This window comes from Lysinibacillus sp. FSL R7-0073 (assembly GCF_038009065.1).
Taxonomy (GTDB): Bacteria; Bacillota; Bacilli; order Bacillales_A; family Planococcaceae; genus Lysinibacillus; species Lysinibacillus fusiformis.
The window spans coordinates 297,413-316,412 of sequence record NZ_JBBPAS010000001.1 but is presented as its reverse complement, the minus strand read 5'-3'; the positions used below and the strand labels follow the sequence as shown (position 1 = coordinate 316,412).

At 37.8% G+C, this 19,000-nt stretch carries 16 protein-coding genes; 2 read left to right on the top strand and 14 right to left on the bottom strand.

The window, feature by feature from the left end:
• Window positions 1-25: 25 nt before the first annotated feature.
• The 4 genes from MKY88_RS01520 to MKY88_RS01505 form a co-directional block, all read right to left on the bottom strand.
• Complete coding sequence (locus tag MKY88_RS01520) at window positions 26-979, bottom strand: methyl-accepting chemotaxis protein (RefSeq protein ID WP_193830744.1); 954 nt, start codon at window positions 977-979, stop codon at window positions 26-28.
• A 128-nt stretch (window positions 980-1,107) separates the two neighbouring features.
• On the bottom strand, window positions 1,108-2,292 hold the full coding sequence (locus MKY88_RS01515; protein WP_069479813.1) for an NAD(P)/FAD-dependent oxidoreductase: 1,185 nt from the start codon (window positions 2,290-2,292) through the stop codon (window positions 1,108-1,110).
• A 45-nt stretch (window positions 2,293-2,337) separates the two neighbouring features.
• On the bottom strand, window positions 2,338-2,766 hold the full coding sequence (locus MKY88_RS01510) for a DUF1641 domain-containing protein (protein ID WP_004227758.1): 429 nt from the start codon (window positions 2,764-2,766) through the stop codon (window positions 2,338-2,340).
• A gap of 451 nt (window positions 2,767-3,217) precedes the next feature.
• Window positions 3,218-3,847: a TetR/AcrR family transcriptional regulator gene (locus tag MKY88_RS01505; RefSeq protein ID WP_230584765.1), complete on the bottom strand. Its 630-nt coding sequence runs from the start codon at window positions 3,845-3,847 to the stop codon at window positions 3,218-3,220.
• A gap of 118 nt (window positions 3,848-3,965) precedes the next feature.
• On the opposite strand from MKY88_RS01505, the gene MKY88_RS01500 reads away from it, so the two are divergent.
• Window positions 3,966-6,152 carry an MMPL family transporter gene (locus tag MKY88_RS01500; protein WP_193830742.1) on the top strand — a complete coding sequence of 729 codons (2,187 nt, stop codon included), beginning with the start codon at window positions 3,966-3,968 and terminating at the stop codon, window positions 6,150-6,152.
• A 294-nt stretch (window positions 6,153-6,446) separates the two neighbouring features.
• Here the strand turns inward: MKY88_RS01500 and MKY88_RS01495 are convergent, their stop codons facing one another.
• The 8 genes from MKY88_RS01495 to MKY88_RS01460 form a co-directional block, all read right to left on the bottom strand.
• A complete protein-coding gene (locus MKY88_RS01495; protein WP_340812863.1) occupies window positions 6,447-7,316 on the bottom strand; it encodes a MurR/RpiR family transcriptional regulator in 870 nt (289 codons plus the stop codon).
• 71 nt (window positions 7,317-7,387) lie between these two features.
• Window positions 7,388-8,293 (bottom strand): N-acetylmuramic acid 6-phosphate etherase, encoded by a 906-nt coding sequence (gene murQ, locus MKY88_RS01490; protein ID WP_340812862.1) that lies wholly within the window; start codon window positions 8,291-8,293, stop codon window positions 7,388-7,390.
• Between the two features lie 5 nt (window positions 8,294-8,298).
• Window positions 8,299-9,312, bottom strand: a complete 1,014-nt coding sequence (locus tag MKY88_RS01485; RefSeq protein WP_069479808.1) for an N-acetylglucosamine kinase — start codon at window positions 9,310-9,312, stop codon at window positions 8,299-8,301.
• On the bottom strand, window positions 9,299-10,126 hold the full coding sequence (locus tag MKY88_RS01480; protein ID WP_258269847.1) for a carbohydrate ABC transporter permease: 828 nt from the start codon (window positions 10,124-10,126) through the stop codon (window positions 9,299-9,301). The genes MKY88_RS01485 and MKY88_RS01480 overlap by 14 nt, the downstream gene beginning before the upstream one ends.
• 11 nt (window positions 10,127-10,137) lie before the next feature.
• Window positions 10,138-11,082, bottom strand: coding sequence for a carbohydrate ABC transporter permease (locus tag MKY88_RS01475; protein WP_328205315.1), 945 nt, complete (start codon window positions 11,080-11,082; stop codon window positions 10,138-10,140).
• Window positions 11,083-11,110: 28 nt separating this feature from the next.
• Window positions 11,111-12,424 carry an ABC transporter substrate-binding protein gene (locus MKY88_RS01470; protein WP_328205317.1) on the bottom strand — a complete coding sequence of 438 codons (1,314 nt, stop codon included), beginning with the start codon at window positions 12,422-12,424 and terminating at the stop codon, window positions 11,111-11,113.
• On the bottom strand, window positions 12,421-13,440 hold the full coding sequence (locus MKY88_RS01465; protein WP_328205319.1) for a serine hydrolase domain-containing protein: 1,020 nt from the start codon (window positions 13,438-13,440) through the stop codon (window positions 12,421-12,423). Before MKY88_RS01465 ends, MKY88_RS01470 begins: the two co-directional genes overlap by 4 nt.
• Before the next feature lie 154 nt (window positions 13,441-13,594).
• Complete coding sequence (locus tag MKY88_RS01460; RefSeq protein ID WP_008179562.1) at window positions 13,595-15,109, bottom strand: DHA2 family efflux MFS transporter permease subunit; 1,515 nt, start codon at window positions 15,107-15,109, stop codon at window positions 13,595-13,597.
• A gap of 157 nt (window positions 15,110-15,266) precedes the next feature.
• Here MKY88_RS01460 and MKY88_RS01455 point away from each other — a divergent pair, with 157 nt between their 5' ends.
• Window positions 15,267-16,184 carry a TetR/AcrR family transcriptional regulator gene (locus MKY88_RS01455; RefSeq protein WP_069479804.1) on the top strand — a complete coding sequence of 306 codons (918 nt, stop codon included), beginning with the start codon at window positions 15,267-15,269 and terminating at the stop codon, window positions 16,182-16,184.
• Between the two features lie 373 nt (window positions 16,185-16,557).
• Here the strand turns inward: MKY88_RS01455 and MKY88_RS01450 are convergent, their stop codons facing one another.
• Together MKY88_RS01450 and MKY88_RS01445 are read right to left on the bottom strand one after the other, a co-directional pair.
• Complete coding sequence (locus MKY88_RS01450) at window positions 16,558-18,201, bottom strand: sensor histidine kinase (protein WP_328205320.1); 1,644 nt, start codon at window positions 18,199-18,201, stop codon at window positions 16,558-16,560.
• Window positions 18,198-18,899 carry a response regulator transcription factor gene (locus tag MKY88_RS01445; protein ID WP_328205321.1) on the bottom strand — a complete coding sequence of 234 codons (702 nt, stop codon included), beginning with the start codon at window positions 18,897-18,899 and terminating at the stop codon, window positions 18,198-18,200. Before MKY88_RS01445 ends, MKY88_RS01450 begins: the two co-directional genes overlap by 4 nt.
• Window positions 18,900-19,000: the final 101 nt, after the last annotated feature.

The following is a 19,000-nucleotide window of genomic DNA, read 5'->3' as shown; positions in this document are numbered from 1 at the left end:
TTTTATGTATCAAGTAAAACTATAGTTAAATTGAATTAGGGAAACCCTTCACCTTTTCAACTGCTTCTAGTAATTTTTTTGTGACGATATCTGATTCATCAATATGGTCAGTTAAGACTTTATTTGTTTCATCAAAAAGTGCTGTCGTTGTTTTAAATTTACTCATGACATCTTCAGTTGAAATTTTTTGGCTATCTATATAATGAAGTAATTCCTTCACTTCACCTTGGACATTCATAATGATTTGGAGTAATGCGTTAATTTGCTCAGACGTATCTGTGCTCTTTTGAAGCCCTTCTGTCACCAGTTGCATATTATTTTTATTATCATCATATGCCTCAGATATTTGATCCTCAATTTTTTTCGTAAGATTCACAATATCCTCTGTACTTGATTTTGTATTTTCAGCAAGCTTTCGTACTTCTTCTGCAACGACTGAAAACCCTTTGCCGTGCTCCCCTGCTCTCGCTGCTTCAATCGATGCATTCAATGCCAGTAAATTGGTTTGATTAGAAATCTCACTGATGACTTTGACGATATCTGTTATTTGCTTTGAACGTTCACTTAAATGGTTCATACTATTCGTTGTTTTTCTTGATTGCTCACCAAGCTCATCAATAACATGCTGAACTTCTTTTACAGCTTGTTTACTATCAATCGATAAAGAAACCATTTCATCTGATGAAAGAATTAAAGAGTTTCCTTTTTCTAGAGCATGGCCAGATATGGTATTGGATTCAATGGTGCTGCTTTCTACACGATTAAACTCGTTTAAAATATTAGTAACCATTTCACCCAAAATGACATGTTGGTGATTAACTATATCATGCTGTCCAATCGTCGAAATTAATTCCTTATGTAATTCATTGAGAAAAATTTGAAATTCATGATCCTTCTTATCTAGCTTTGCATTCAACTCATCAATTTTATCCTTAAATTGCTCTATATCTTCTCTTTTTGATTGAAATATCGTTAACACATGTCATCACTCCAGTAACTAGATTTGTATTAATTTTACTCTCTTTGAAGTAATTAATAAACAAATATCGTAAAAGCAAGCTTTCCATAAAAAAATCCCACCTCCTAATGGAAGTGGGATAATAATTTTTAGTAAGCTAAACCGAATAGAGCTTTAATATGTGTTAAATAACGAATATTTGAAGCTTCTTTCATTAATGTTGCAGGAAGGCCTTTAAGCTCTGTGTTGCTTGCACCGATTGTAGCAACAGCATCTTTACGGCCAAGGCTTGCAAGTGTACCAGAATTAACCGCAGAGAATGATTTCATCTCTTGGTTTTTATATTGTGCAAAGACGTTATAACCAGCAAGCTCACCCATTTGCCAAGCAACTTGCGCAGTTGGCGCGTAAAGTGGACGACCACCATCAGCTGGTAATGCTACAGATGCATCACCAATAACAAATACATCTTCGTGTGATGTAGATTGTAGGAATTCATTAATTGTTGCTTTACCACGATCAGCTGCAAGGCCTGATTCACCTACTAGTGGAAGTGGTGCTACCCCACCTGTCCATACAAGTGTGTTTGCAACAATTGGTTCGCGGTCTTTTAGAGAAATAACATTACCGTCAACACCAGTTACAGGTGTTCCTGTAATAAATTCTACACCGCGTTTTGTTAAGCTTTCAGTAGCGCGTTGGATAAGTGTATCCGGAAGTACTGGTAAGATTTTTGGACCAGCTTCAACAAGTTTAATTTTAAGATCCGCAAAGTTAACACCGTGTTTTGCAGCGATTTTCGGGAAGTTGTCCACGATTTCACCAACAAGTTCAACACCTGTTAAACCGCCACCACCGATAACGATTGTTGCATCTGCTTCATCTTTAGATTGTGCATATGCTTTAATGCGATCTTCGATATGTTTGTTAATTTTATTGGCATCATTTACTGATTTAAGAACCATTGAGTTTTCTTCTAATCCAGGGATACCGAAGAAACCAGTTTGGCTTCCTAAAGATACTACAAGCGTATCGTACGTTAATGTATAGCCATTATCTAAATCCACTTTTTTATTATCTACATTGAATTTCGTTACTTTTGCAATGTGTAGATCGATGTCTAAACCTTTAAAGATTTTTTTAAGTGGTAATGCAACAGCACCTTCTGCAATTGTACCACCTGCTAAACGGTGAAGTTCAGTGATAATTTGGTGTGTTGGGAATTGGTTTACTACGGTAATTTTAGCTTCATCAGCTGATAGATACTTACGTGCAGTTAATGCAGTTAAAACGCCAGCGTAACCTGCACCTAAGATGACGATTTCTTTTGACATGATTAATTAATCCTCCGTCCTTACGAATTGAATTTACCTTAAGTCTTATTTAGCTTTGCGTTCTGAGCTTACTTGTAAGAAAGCATTAACAAAACGGAATACATTTTGAACTTGAGGGTCTTTTAACATTTTCACAAGACCGAATAAACCAATTACTTCGTGGCTTTCAGATGCTCGGTCTTTCGCTTCAATTGCAGTTGCTGCTAGGTTTTTCGCAGAGCCTACTACAGGTCCAGCGATTTCTGTTACTGCACCAACAGTATCATTTTTAAGCACTTCGTCTGTTGCAACAGCTTGAGCAAACTCGTATGATTTCGTTAATAAAGTCATCATTTCAGTTAACTTTGGTAATTGCTCAACTAAAGTTGTAAGTGATTCTTGAACTTCAGGTTTTAGTAATTGATCTAGTACATCTAATTGCTCTTTACTCACAGTTACTTGTTCAGCCTGTGTTTGGTTATTCGTTTCTGACATTTTGAACTCTCCTTTGCCATCACTAGTACTATTTTTTATTGCTTACATGTAAAAAAGACCATTAAGGTAAAACTTAACAGTCGTTACAGCGTATATCCTACACAATCACCAGTCACAAGGGCTGGATAGCGATTCGTATGACTTGTTATTACAATGTTAACTTTAAGTCGCAAAAAGCGCATCATAATACCATCCTTATCTGTCTTGGTGACATTACAACCTTCATTATAAGACTGTTTGTACATTATTTCAATGCGCTAAATCACAATTTCGACAATCTTTTCAAAATTCATTGATTTTATCAACTATTAACTGCCTTACTATCATAAATTTTCTAATACACCAAATTCTTTTATTATCATTCACTTTCTTGTCATTTTTAGAACCCTTTTTTAAATATAACAATGAAAGGAGTTATCTCTAATCTAATGAGATAACTCCTTTCAAAGCTTTATTTATTTTGAACAGACAGCCAAAAGAAATTTGTTACTTCTTTTGCCGTTACATCTACTGAACCTAACAAAGTTTTTCCATCGCCATCTTTAAAATACCCTACTGTCATCAATGCCATAAAGTTATGAGCAAAAAACTTGGCATTTCCTTTTCGAATTGTGCCCTTCTCCATCTCCATTTGCATAGCCCGCTCAATTGTTTGATACATTTCATTTTCGGATGCTTGTACTTGTCTCAACTGAGATTCCGATAAATTGATGGAGGCCTCCCGCATAAAATTATTCATATCAATATCAATAGTTGCTGATAAATGAACTTCAACGAGCTGTTCAAGGCGTTCTTTAAATGGTTTTTGTTGCTCCAAAATTTGTAGAATGGATAACCTGATGCGATCCATCATAGCTATGAGTGCCGATGTATACAATTCGCCTTTAGTTGGGTAGTAGTAGTAGATAGTCGCCTTTGTTACGTTACAAGCTTTCGCTACATCATCCATCGAAATATTTTTGTAGCCTTCTTTAATAAAAAGTTTTGTAGCCGTCTCAAGGACTAGATCTTTTGTCGGTTTCGCATTTTCATCATGGCGAGGTCTTCCAAGCACACGCGGTGACTGTTTCAACAAGTTCACCTCCTTTATAAATAAGCAGTCTTTTTACTCATATTATAACATATCAGTATTTCTAGATTGATTAATTAACCTTCTAGTATATATAATTAAATCACTTACATGAAATGGAGGTCTTCTCATGAAAAAACATCCACTTGAGCAATGGGGCTCAATGGTTGCAAGTAAAAAGGGGCGCTTATTAGCACTAGCCTTTTGGGTGTTATTAGTAATTGTATTGTCGTTTGCTTGGCCACAAATTAATAGCATCGAAAGTGAGTCAGGCAAAAACCTACCTGACACGGAAATGTCTGAACAGGCCGCAGCAATGATTGCCGAACAATTCCCTAATGATGCAGGTACACCATTATTATTAGTTTGGTATCGAGACAGCGGTCTAACGACTGAAGACTATTCAGCTATACAAAGTATATACAGTGAGCTTCAAGCTAAACCATTAGCTCATCAAACGATGGTCCCACCATTTGATAAAATGCCAGCCCAGGCTCTATCAGCAGCCGCTTCAGAAAATGGCACAACCATTGTTACACCTGTGTTTTTTGAAAAAGGTGTCGCTACAGATGCCCTACAAGATAGTTTAGATAAACTTACTAAAATAATGGAGAGTAACGAAGTTCAATTAGATAAGAAACTTTCGAATGACATGCTTCATGTACGCTATTCAGGGCCAGTTGGAATCGCTACTGATGCTGTTAGTTTATTCTCCCAAGCAGATGTGAAGCTATTGATTGCAACCGTATTGCTTGTTTTAGTACTACTTATTATCATATATCGTTCGCCATTACTGGCTATTATTCCTTTACTAGTTGTAGGTCTTGCCTATGGAGTGATCAGCCCAACATTAGGCTTCTTTGCGGATCAAGGATGGATTGATAAAGATTCACAGGCTGTCTCTATTATGACGGTATTGCTTTTTGGCGCAGGTACGGATTATTGTTTATTCCTGATTTCTAAATACCGAGAAGTTCTCTTTCATGTTGAGGATAAAACTGTCGCAATGAAACTCGCTGTGAAAGAATCAGGTGGTGCTATTTTAATGAGTGCCCTGACGGTGGTCATTGGCCTAGCTACCCTTAGTCTGGCTCATTATGGTGCATTCCAACGCTTTGCCGTGCCATTCAGCTTTGGTGTACTTGTAATGGGAATTGCAGCTCTCGTTGTCCTTCCTGCTATTCTTGTTATCATTGGTCGTGTAGCTTTCTTTCCATTTGTTCCACGTACAGAAGAGATGGCACTTAACAAAAGGAAGAAACAACATAAGCCGTCACATAAGATTAGTCATAAAATCGGACATTTCGTTACGCATAAGCCATGGATAGTTATTACTGTAACTGTTATTTTACTTGGTGGATTAGCGGCATTCGTTCCACGTATTCAATATACGTTTGATCTACTTTCATCCTTCCCAAAAGACATGCCGTCAAGAGAAGGCTTCACTTTAATAGAAGAGAATTTTTCGCCTGGAGAATTAGCACCTGTACAATTAGTGATTGATACAGAGGGAAATGAAATTAATTTACAGCAACAGCTTTCAACAATTTCTTATATTGATAGCGTGGCAGATGTGCAAATAGGTGAAAAAAATAACGCTATTCAGTTATATGAGCTATCTTTAAATGCCAACCCCTATGCGAAGGAATCATTGGCTCATATTCCTGAGTTAAAGGCAGAAGTTGTCGAAATGCTGGAGCAAAGTGGGCTTAAAAATGCCGATAAGCACGTTTGGATCGGTGGAGAAACTGCTAGTCAGTATGATACCCAGCAAATAACTAAGCGTGATGAAACGGTTATTATGCCAACCATGATTGCTTTAATCGCATTATTATTATTTGTTTATTTACGTTCCATTACGGCCACTGTTTATTTATTAGCAACCGTGATCATCTCTTACTTTGGAGCATTAGGGGCAGGTTGGTTGATTTTACATCATATCATGGGGGCAGAAGCCATTTCTGGAGCTATCCCATTGTATGCATTCGTGTTCTTAGTAGCGCTCGGCGAAGATTATAATATCTTTATGATTTCAGAGATTTGGAAAAAACGTAAAACAACCGATCATTTAACAGCTGTAGAAGAAGGGGTTGTCCGAACGGGAAGTGTCATAACATCCGCTGGTCTCATTTTAGCAGGGACTTTCGCTGTTCTGGCAACATTACCAATTCAAGTACTTGTTCAATTTGGTGTGGTCACTGCAATCGGTGTCCTTCTGGATACATTCATTGTTCGACCATTGCTTGTACCAGCCATTACAACGGTTCTAGGCAAATACGCCTTTTGGCCAGGAAAACTATTCAAAAAAGAAGTCTAGCCTATTATAAATAACACGGTCATTAGCAACTCTACTTGCTAATATCCGTGTTATTTTTTGTATGAATACTAGAAAAGAGCTGCTACAAATCTTTTCTGGACCTATTGCTTTTCCTTTGGCTACCAGTCGGTGTAGCTGAATTACTTGGACCTAGTAATCTTTCTCCAATGTTTAGTTTTTTGTCCCTGAAACGTAAGAACTTCTATAACGGGTAGACTTTTTCTGTACCAACACTCCATTTGTGACAGAGCAACAAAAAAGAAGACGATGCTAAGAACTCGTCTTCGTTCTACTTTATTTTCTTTTAGCAACTTTTTTATGCAGTCCTTGAATTACTGTTCGTGTCTCATCTAAATAATCAATTGTCTGATTATAGGCACTGGTCACTACTCCCATAAATAAAATATCAATGACAAGAAGCTGGGCAAGACGAGAGGAAGTGGCACCGCTTCTAAAGGTCGCTTCGACATTCGGTGACACATATAAACAAATATCGGCTAAACTCGATACTAATGAATTACCGTAACGCGTTAAACTTATGGTAGTAGCAGGAGTTTGGCCCGCTATTTCAAGGATTTTGGCCACTTCGTGTGTTTCCCCAGAGAAGGATATCCCGATTACCACATCCCCCTCCTGCGCATTGACGACCGCTGTAGCTCCTAAATGTAAATCCATGAATACTTTACTATGCTTATTAATCCTTAAAAACTTTTGATCTGCGTCCATTGCAGTAATGCCAGAAGCACCTACGCCAAAAAAAATAATTCTTCTAGCATTTGCTAAAGCTGATACAGCACGTTCTAATTCAGCCTTATCTATTAAATTAGCCGTTTGTGTCAAAATTTCACTACTTTGCAAGGTCACCTTCTCTACAATTGATTGTAACGGCTCATTTGCCTCTATATCTCTGTCGACGGTGTTCTTACGCTGTAAATCACCAGCAATACGCAATTTTAATTCCTGAACGCCGCTGACATGCAGAGATTTGCATAGTCGTATAACAGCTGCACTACTTGTCTGACTTGCCTCCCCCAACTCTACAGCGGTCATTTTAATCGCCTGAGTGGGATGCTCTAAAATAAAGCTCGCCACCTTTTTTTCGGAAGGGGGCAGCTTCTCACGCATTTCTGATAGCATAATTAAACCCGCATTTATTTTTTCCATACGTCCATCCCCACCTCTAGTATGTAGCCTTCACGGAAAAGTGAATGGAGCAGTTCCATCCACCTCTTTCTTCAAAGCTTACGTAATTCTACTGCTCTACGGACATGCCCTTCGGATTGGGCGAGTAATGCTGTCGCTTCTTCTAACACTGTATTTGTTAATAACATGACAATAGCCAGTTTTACTTGATAATTGGTTTGCTCTAAAACTTGCTCAGCTTGAATATACGATACTCCTGTCACTTCACAAACAATTTGCTTGGCACGTTCTCGCAATTTAAAATTACTAGCATGAACATCCACCATTAAATTTTTATAAACTTTACCAAGCTTGACCATAGTTGAGGTCGTAATCATATTGAGAATTTGTTTATGGGCTGTTGCAGCCTTTAGTCTAGTGGAACCGGTTAGAATTTCTGGACCAGTAATAACCTCAATAGCTATATCTACATTTTCGCTAATGGTAGAACGAGCGTTGCTGACCAAGCTAATCGTTTTTGCTCCTATTTGCTGAGCATAATTTAAAGCTCCCTTGACAAAAGGAGTTCTACCACTTGCCGCAATACCAATGACTATATCTAGATTTGTTAAGCATTGTTTCTCCAATTCTTGCCGACCTAAAGATAAATCATCTTCTGCCCCTTCTATGGCGATCATTACTGCCTCCGACCCACCCGCTAATATGGCTTGCACTAGCTTAGGCGAAGTACTAAATGTTGGTGGACATTCAACGGCATCTAACAGCCCGATTCTCCCACTTGTCCCTGCCCCTACATAAAACAATCTACCGCCATTTTTTAGCGCATGTACAACAGCCATAATAGTCTGTTCTATTTCAGGTAATACTTTGGCAATAGCCTGTGGAATTTTTTGATCCTCTTCATGCATTAGCCTTACAATTTCAGTAATGGACATTAAATCTAAATTGGTTGTGTCTGGATGATACTCCTCAGTCGTCAGTTTTGTCATTCGCTCCATCGAAATCAAATCCCTCCATTCGATTTTTTTACACTCATCCAAGTTTCCTTTACTGTTTGTTGTAAAGCCTTTGTCATTGGAATTCCTTCACTAAAGAGCCCATTTATAAAAGCACCAATAGCAGGTGGTACTTCAGGCTGAATGATTTGATTATCAATAGTAGATTGTTGCAATTTTGCTTGAAAGCATTGAGCAAAGTATTGATTTTCGAATAATCCCCCACAAGTAACAATTGGGAATTTTTTCACCTGTGGTTCTTTTCTAAACATCATTTGGAGAAGTTGAACTAAATGGGTAACTGCACGGTCAACAATCCTCTTCGCTATCTCATTATTTTGGGTAGCTAAAAGTAATACGGTCCTAGCAATAGAGGAAATACATATGCGTGGCTGCGATTGCTCATAAATTAGTGTAATAATCTCCGTAGGATTTGTTAGTGCTAGACGCTCTAAAACAGCTTTAGAAAAGGCATCCTCATATAAACCACAAGCATCATATTGACGAGTAATGGTACGCAATGCCTCTTGTCCAATATAGTAGCCACTTCCCTCATCTCCCAATAGATAACCCCATCCCCCCATACGACTAATGGAATTTTGTTGAACGGCATAAACAATTGAGCCTGTTCCCGCTATAACTACTAACCCTTCCCGCGTAAACGTCCCACTAGTAAGTGCCGCCACTGCATCATTAGTGACAGTAACAGTAACCTTACAGGAAGCTGAAGGGAACATAGGAGCTATCCACGCCTTCCAGCGTTTTATATCCTCCTGACGATCCCCTCCTGCTACGCATAAGAAAATCGTTGAAATATCACTTTTTGTAGCACCTATCTTTAGTATTAGGCTATCTAGTAACTGTTGAATTTGTTGCCTTACCTCATGGAATGGAGTTGACTTTATATTCGTGCCGCCTCCATCCATAAAGGCGAGAATATTTCCTTTTTTTGTGCCGATTACCACACGGGTTTTCGTTCCCCCACCATCGACTCCAATAATGTATTGCTTATTTAATGGCACCTGCCGTCAGCCCCTCCATAAATTGCTTTGAAGCAATAAAGAATAATAGAATCATTGGCAATGATGCTAATGTCAGTCCAGCAAATAGTGAGCCCCAATCAGCTGAATGTTCCCCAAACAGCGACATCATTCCGACCGGGATTGTCCGTTTCAACTTTTCGGTAATAAAAATAAGCGGGAAGAAAAAATCATTCCATGCTGCGATAAAATTGATAATTACGACTGTTCCTAGTGCAGGTCGCATTAATGGCAAAACAACATACCAAAGGACCCTTAGATTTCCTGCCCCATCCATACGGGCAGCCTCCTCCAATTCAGACGGCATCGTTTTAAAAAAGCCTGTTAGTATGAGTATAGATAAAGGTATACCTGTCGCTGTATTCATTAAAATTAAAGACCACAAAGAATTAATTAGTCCTAAATCACGCATTAAAATGAAAAGAGGGACGATCCCTAATTTTATTGGGATCATCATGCCTAATAAGAAAATAAAGAATAAAGCATGATTCCAAGAAAATTTAAAGCGTGCAATATAAAAAGATGCCAATGAACAAACAACAACAATCAGTACAACAGATACAATACTGACAAATAGGCTATTCATAAAATATGTGGTGAATGGAATTTTAGACAATAATGTGCGGTAAGTATCTAAGCTAAAGCTAGATGGCAAGCCTAATGGATCCTTATAAATATCCACACTTTTCTTAAAGGAGGACAAGATCATTAACAATATAGGATATAAGCTGATTGTCGCCACTGTAAACACAACAAGATAATAGAATGGTCGAACCCAAATGGCCCCTTGCTTCATATACTTCCCCCTTACATTTGGACGTCTTTTTTATTGGCCAAGCGTAAAAATAGCGTTGTACAAATTAATATAAATAGGAACAGTACTGTCGCTAGCGCAGACCCCAAGCCAATAGCTGTCGCACCGGAAGCTGTAGAACTACCAAATGCTAAGCGATAGAAAAACACTGCTAAAGTATCTGTAGAATAATAAGGCTCTCCCATAGAGCCTTGCATCGCGTAAACAAGTTCAAATGCCTCAAAGGATTGAATAAATGTTAAAATGCCCATGATCATTATCGATGGCACCATTAAAGGCAAATAAATCGTACGTAATAAGGTGAAGCCCTTTGCACCGTCTAGTCTCGCAGCCTCAATCAATTCATTGGGAATACCTTGGAACCCAGCTAAAAATATTAAAACGCCAAATCCTAGCCCAAACCAACAATTGACTAAAATAATTGCAATCAAAGCTGTTCCAGGATCACCGAGCCAAGCCTTTTGCAACGTCTCTAAACCTAATTTCTCTAAAAGGACATTTAAGGTTCCGAAATTAGGGTTTAAAATCAGCTTCCATAAAAAACCCACGACAATTACGGATAATACTCGCGGGAGAAAAAAGGCTGCCTTGAAAAATTCAGCACCTTTAATTTTTTGGTAGATAATAAATGCTAAAAAGAAAGCTACACCATTCATGACCATCATTTGCACAATAAAATATAGAACATTATGTTTGAAGGCATTCCAAAACATGGAGCCATAAGGTTCTGCCGTGAAAAGCGTCACGAAGTTTTGGAAGCCAATAAAGTCCCCACGCGCCATCCCCTTCCATTCAAAAAAACTATAGGATAAAGCCGCCAGAATTGGATAAAGCACAAACATCCCATAAATGATAATTGCAGGGATAGGGAAAAGGTGGATAGACCACCTTGCCCATGATTTTCTTTTTGATAACGGTGAAGCTGTAGATTCCCTCATGGTGAACAGCCTCCTTTAGGAGCATTATTTATTTTTGAAATGGCGTATACCAAGTTTTAGCGTTTTCTTGTACTTTTGTAGCGACCTCTTCAGGCGTTACCTGACCTAAATACATACCTTGTAATTCACTTTCAAGTAAACTTTTTGTTGTTGGATCCCCACCCGTAAAATTAGTCACCCACATGTATGGTGTAGCTTCATTTGCAGTGGATTTACTAATCTCATTTAATAGGGCATCGTCAGAGGTAATATCAGGTATGGCACTGATCATGGAAAACTCCTTCACAAACAACTCACCAAATTCCTTTGTTGTTAAAAACTCTAAAAATACTTTGGCAGCCTCTATATTTTTCGAATTTGCATTAATAGCAAATGAGCCATCCACCCAAGTCGTCACTGTTTTTTGACCTCCTTTAGATGGAATAGGAAAATACCCTAAATCTAAATCAGGATTCATTTCTAATACAACAGGAATTTCCCAGCTACCTAACGGGAACATAGCAGCGTCCTCTAATGCAAACAAAGTACGTATATCATCCATTCCTAAGCCTTCTGAATTAGCAGGAAAATACTTCTTTAAGTCGTTCATTACTTGTATTGATTCTATAAACTGAGCATCTGTAAAATCCTTTTCTCCAGCAAGCACTGCTTTGTAGAAATCATTCCCTTCGTAAATCGCTGGTCCAACAATCCCATGCAGTAATGATAATAACCACCCTTCCTTAGTACCCATTGCTATTGGTGTAATGCCCTTTTCAAGCAATTGATCATTTAATGCAATAAACTCCTCCCAAGTAGTCGGTATCTCGAGGTTATTATCCTTGAAGATTTTTTTATTATAGAAAAATTGCGTTGAGCTCAAATTGATCGGTATCCCATATTGATTTCCACCTTCATCACGTGATGCTAGTAAAGCCTCTTCAGGAAACGAAGTTAAACCGTTTAAACCATTTATTTTCTCTACATATCCTGCTTCAGCAAGCTTTAATCCAGCCGCATAAGGTCGTAAGTGGAAAATATCTGGGCCTTCCCCAGCCTGTAGTGCTGTATTGAGAACAGTGTTATACTCTGTATTTTTAGTCGGATTAAAGGAAATGTGTATTTCGGGATGTTGTTCATTAAATAAAGCAATCACTTTTTCATATTTTGCCACATCTTCAGTACGCCAACTTCCTATCGTGAGAGAAATCTCTTCCGTTTTCTCCCCTTCTTCTTTATCAGGTGTTGTTGAGACCGTTGTTTTCTCTTTTGAGGTACACCCCACTAAAGCTACAACGAATAATAATGGAAATAGCCATAACCATTTACTCTTTTGTTTCATATCAACTAATCCACCCTTCATATAAGTAATTTTTCATAGATCAACGTATGAAGCTTTTCCCGAATACTTCTCATATTTGTATTCCTTCCATAATGAACTGCATTCGTCAGGAAAATAACAAAGGCCTTTTCAACAGGATCCATCCAAATACTTGTGCCTGTAAAGCCTGTATGACCAAATGACCCCTTACTCCACCTCCTAGCAAAACAAGACGATGAGTAGTTGCCATTCCACACTTCAAAACCAAGTCCCCTATTCCGGAATGTCTTCGTATGAGCAAGTTCTAGCCACCTATATGGAAGAACATCTTGTTGTGTAAGACCTAACCATATTTCTGCATACTTCGCTAAATCTTCCGCACATGAAAATAGACCAGCACTACCAGCCACACCTTCCAACAGCAGGGACTTTTCATCATGGACAATTCCTTGAACAAATTTACCACCCACCATTTCTGTGGATGCCGCTAGTTCCTGTTGATGGTCCGGTAATTGAAAGCGAGTATGCTTCATCCCCCAAGGCTTCAGTATTTCCTGTTCAACGAATTGGCTAAGTAACCTTCCTGATACTTTTTCAATTACTTTCCCTAATAAAATCATACCTAGATCACTGTAGAGTACTTGCTCGCCTGGCTGAAACACTACTTTACTGGAAAATATCTCTGTCATTATGTCGCGTTGATGATGCCTCTTCACTACTGGCATTAAGTCTGCTGGTAGACCTGAATTGTGCTGTAATAAATGTTGAATGGTTATATTGGCATACTTAAAATTCGGTAAGTATGTTTGAACTTTATCGTCCACAGTCATTTGTTGTCGACTCAAGAGCAGTAAAGTAGCTGGTAGCGTTGCCACTACTTTTGTTAATGATGCTACATCGAATAATGTATGGCTCAAAATGGGTTGTTTGCTTCCATCCTGCGCTGTAAAAGCCCCGTAACTACGAGACAAAATTCTTTTATGATGTTGTTGAACAATCAATACTGCACCTGGAATTTCCTTTTTTCGCACTAATTCATTTATATAGGCATCTACCAAATGAACACCCCACAATTTTAAACTATCTAAATTTTCTGTAAATTAGTATTATCATATAAAATAAAATGATAAAAAATTACTTCAATCTTAAAATTTTTTTTTACATAAAAAAACTCCCCACCAAGTAATTGCTTACTTAATAGAGAGTTCTTCACTATTTAGTTGGTTTTTTCAAATCCATTGAAGCTGCTGCGCTTTCAACCTTTACGCGTTTTAAGAAGAATGCAAGCACGACTGCAATCACTGTTATACCAGCTGCAATTAAGAATGAGTGTGTAATACCATCTAATAAAGCAGTTTGCATAATTTGATCTTGCATTTGTTGCATTTGCTCTGCGGTAGGTGCTGCACCTGCTTGTGCCGCATTTGCTTTCGCCTCGACAATTAATTCTTCAGCTTTGGCTTTTGTACGATTATTCATGAATGTAACTAAAATCGCACTACCAATTGCTCCTGATACTTGCTGTAATGTGTTGTTAATAGCCGTACCATGTGGATTCATAATTTGTGGTAATTGGTTTAAACCGTTTGTCATAATAGGCATCATTACCATCGACATACCGAACATACGAATTGTATACATCGATACGATAAATGTATAGCTTGAATCAATTTCTAATTTTGTTAAACCGAATGTAGCGATTGTTGTAATCGTTAATCCGATAATGGCCAATATACGTGGACCAAACTTATCGAAAAGCTTACCAGTAATTGGTGACATAATCCCCATTACAAGCGCTCCTGGAAGCATCATTAAGCCAGCTTCAAAAGGTTCAATACCGCGAATAGATTGTACGTAAGCTGGTGTTAAAATCATCCCTGAGAACATTGCCATCGAAACAATAACAGAGATAACAGACCCTAATGCAAACATTGGGTATTTATAAATACGTAATTCCAGTAATGGTTGATCCATTTTTAATTGTTTAATGATGAAAATAATTAAGGCAATAAAGCCAATTGAAATTGTGCCATATACCCAAGGACTTGACCAGCCTTTATCTCCTGCTGTACTGAAACCGTATAAAATACCGCCGAATGCAACTGTTGATAAAAGTACTGATAGGAAATCTAAGTGAACTTCACGTGTCTCCATCACGTTTCTTAATTTCCAAACACCAAATAATAAACTAATAATCGCAAATGGAATAATCATTTGGAAAAGCATACGCCAATCATGGTGCTCAACAATATAACCTGATAATGTCGGTCCAATTGCTGGTGCCATGATCATAACTAAACCGAAGATCCCCATTGCTGCCCCACGCTTCTCTTTCGGGAAGCTAGTTAGCATAACATTCATTAACAGTGGTGACATACTAGATGCTCCGGCTGCTTGCACCATACGACCTGCTAATAGCATGTCAAAGTTAGGAGCGAAGCCTGCCATAATTGTACCAATAGTAAAGATGGACATCGCCGCAATAAATAAATGTCTATTTTTAAAGCGTGTCACAAAAAATGCTGAAGCAGGAACTAAAATACCGCTTACTAGCATATAACCTGTTGCGAGCCATTGTACTTTTGAATATGTGATCCCAAAATCTTTCATGATTGTTGGTAATGCCACATTCAACAATGTGTTGTTAAGAAAAGCAACAAAAGCACCCACAAATAATATAGCAATCATGCCATAAGGGGGCTTCTTCATTGTCTGCTCACTATTCATTTATATCCCTCAATTCTTTCTTGTGTTTTTCGATAAAACTTATTTTATACTCGTAGTCTACTTTTTTCAACAAATAAGTTTATATTTTTTATAAACGTTGATATATCAGCGTTTATGTTGTAGAATAAGAGTATAATATTTTAAAAAAGGTGAGGTCATGAACAAAAGAAAAAGACAGATTATTACAGCTGCGCGTGCACTTTTTATTGAAAAAGGATTTCTAGATACATCGATTAACGACATCATCCATGATGCTAAAATCTCAAAGGGGACGTTTTACAATCATTTTTCTTCGAAGAACGAATGCTTAATCGCAATTTTAGATGAAGGACGTGAGGAAGCAAGTAATCGTCGACATGAACTTATTTATGGGAAAGATCCTACAGATTTAGAAGTATTAACACAGCAAGTCGCTGTTCTCATGTACGTCAATCGTGAACATAATTTAATTCAAATTTTTGAATCGATCTTCCATTCAAGAGATAAAGAACTGAAAAAAATTATTATTAACTACCACCTACAGGAATTAGAATGGTTAGCTAATCGACTTGTTCAAGTCTTTGGTGAAGAGATTAGCCCAATAAGCTATGAATGTGCTGTGCAAACACTTGGAATGATTAACCTCACATTGCGCGCAGTTTTTATTGCTGACTATAATAAATATATCAATCGAGAAGCCATTGTACGTGTAGCATTGCGCAATATTAGCGTTATTATACCTACTATGCTTGAATCGAAAGAAATCATCGTTAGCGTTGAAATGATCAATACTATTCAAAATGTAGTGAATTATAAAACCGTTACAAAAGATATGGTCATTGATCAATTACATGGCTTTGCCAAAGGATTAACGAACAATGAAACAGTGGAAGGCTTGGAGTATGCGGAATTCTTATTAGAAGAGCTTCAACGCGAAAATCCAAAGCTCTTTATCATCGAATCACTTCTTACACCTTTTCGTAAGGCATTCGTTGGAACAGAACATGTCGCAGAAGCCCGTGATATCGCTAATAGTCTATGGCGTTATGTAAAAGTTGAGCGACCAGCTGAGCGCTGCAATAAAAATAGACAATAATAAAAGAGGTATCAAAGTTAATTTTGATACCTCTTTCAGATTGTAGACAAAATCCATCGAGAAGTTCACTCTCGGTGGATTTTGTCATTTTCAATATTGGGTAAATTACCGATGAAGAGAACGATAGATTCAATACTAGGACGTCCCTATGCAGAATAGAAATTTTCTACTCAAGGATAGGTAAATGAAAAATCGATAGTAGGCGAGATCCTGGACTGAACGGAGTTGGGGAAACAGCTCGACCCTGCCCATAGTGGAAAACAATGGATTTACTTTATTTCATTGTTTATTGAAAAAGGACTGTAGGCAAACTCAAAATTCATCGAGTTGTCTCCAGTCTGAGAGGTATCAAAGTGGATTTTGATACCTCTTTTCAATGACATTGAAATTTTAAAATAAATACCGTACCGTCACGATCTGAACGCACACTTATGGTGCCATTGTGGAGATCTATGAGCTGTTTTGTAATGGCTAGTCCTAATCCTGTCCCTGCTGTATCATCTGTAGTGTTAGTTCCACGATAATAGCGTTCGAATAGGTTATCGAGCTCTTCCTGAGGAATGCCAGGACCATGATCAGCGATTGTTAGCATCACGTCTTTACCAGTATGTTGCGCTTCCACCATTACCTTCGTGCCTACAGGTGTATATTTCTTCGCATTGGTTATTAAATTATCCATAATCCGCTTGAGCAAAAGTTCATCTGCTTGCAGCATCACATCACCATAAACCTTTACGCTTACCTGTTCATCTGCAAATTGTGTTAACCATGTTGTCAACGGCAGTAATACCTTATCAAGCTGTATGGCTTTATTTTTTAACTGATACGTATACGTTAAATCTTGTATAAGCGCATCCATATATGTTGCCTTTTCCTGCATAGTTTGTGCAAAAATACGCATCTCATCCTTTGTCCACTCATAATCCTCCGAGGCAAGCATTGTGGAATAGCCATAAATAGAGCTTAAAGGCGTCTTTAAATCATGCGATAAACCTGTAATCCACTCTTCACGTAACTGCTCCGATTGCTTAATTTGCCTTTCATTTGAATCAAGTCGCTCAGATAAATGGTTTAAGGACTCCTCTACAGGCTGAAATAATCTAAATTTCCGTTTCAATTTCCCTGTTTTCTTATGATGGATTTTCTTATCACTTATTTCACTGTAATCGAATTGGGTTAGTCGCTCAATGCGTGATATGACATAAACAAGTGGTCGTACAAATTGTCGCGAAATACTAATCGATAAAAAGATAACACCCAATAATAAAATAATATGCCCACCAAAGAAAACGGAAACAAATAAAATCATTGCCTTATTGAAGGGCTCTTCAAATGGTTTATAGGATGGATTTGGCATGCGAACAACAAATGTGGAACCATCCGCTAAGGTTGAGCTTTGCTTAAGTTCCTCATGCTCGAAAATGTCATATTTCTCCTCGACCAGTTGGGGCTTCTTCAGCTCTTCGTAACGCTTTCCTACGATGTCCGTCCGGTTCCATTCCGTATCATAAAGTTCAACACTAGCTTTATGTTCTTTTAAACGCTGTAGTGTCACGTCTGAAATTGCTCCTGTGGCTAACCAATTATCAAGAGCCTCCTCAAATAGTGGTTGAACAGGAGAAATCGGTAGAAATAACAAATAATACTTTGGAAGTTCCCATGTGTGCATACCAGGCTGTTTTAATGCAAAAATTTCGCTATCAGGCATTCCACATAATTCACAACTTTCCCCTGTATAATCTACAATGGTCATGGACTGATCAAATAAGTAAAGTTGACCTGCATTTTCCTCAGCACGCTTTACTAAATAATCGGCAATTTTAATGGATTCTCCTTTTTCGACGACAGCATCGTCCTCAATTTCGAAGGAGCTCATGACATGAATATTGTCTCCTACACGATCATTAATAAAGATCGCAAAAAACACTAAGCTCATAATAAAGCCTGAAATAATTAATAAATAAAATATGATGAAATAAGATACAAAACGAAGCGTTAATTTCCCTGCTGGCTTCATGAAGAAACATCCCCAACAAGCTTATAACCAATACCTCTGACCGTTATAATACAGGTAGGCTTTCCAGGATTCTTTTCAATTTTTTCTCGAAGTTTTCGTATATGTACCATTACTGTATTATCATCAAACAAACAATCTCCCCATACACGCTCGTAAATTTGTTCCTTAGATAAAACTTGCCCGGCATTATCACATAAATATTTCAATAAATGAAACAAACGACCACTAATGATTTCCCTTACCCCATCAACAGTGATTTCTGCTGCATCAATATCGAATGTAAAACGGCTACATGTAAAAAGATGATTTTCTGTGACTTGCTTTTTCTTCATGTAACGTGCTAACTGTACCTTCACCCTTGCAACAAGTTCCAGTGGGTTAAATGGTTTTGTAATATAATCATCTGCACCATTCATAAAACCACGAAGTTTATCGGCGTCACTGCTTTTAGCTGTTAAATAAAAAATAGGAGCATCGCTTTTTTCCCGAATAATATTGGCCACTTCTAATCCACTACCATCTGGCAGCATAATATCTAAAAGATAAAAATCAAATGTTTTAGCATAAATTTCGGATTTCGCTGCTTCTATCGTGTTACATAATGTAATACTTGTCATTCCTTCTTTTCTTAAAATGATATCAATCATTTCAGCAATCGCACGTTCATCCTCTAATACTAATATGGATGCATTCTGCATATCCTCACCTACTTTTAAGATTACTTTAAGGTAGTCATTATTTCACCATAAGCTTTCTCAACTATTCTATGTATAAGATAACCAATTAAGGAGATAAAACG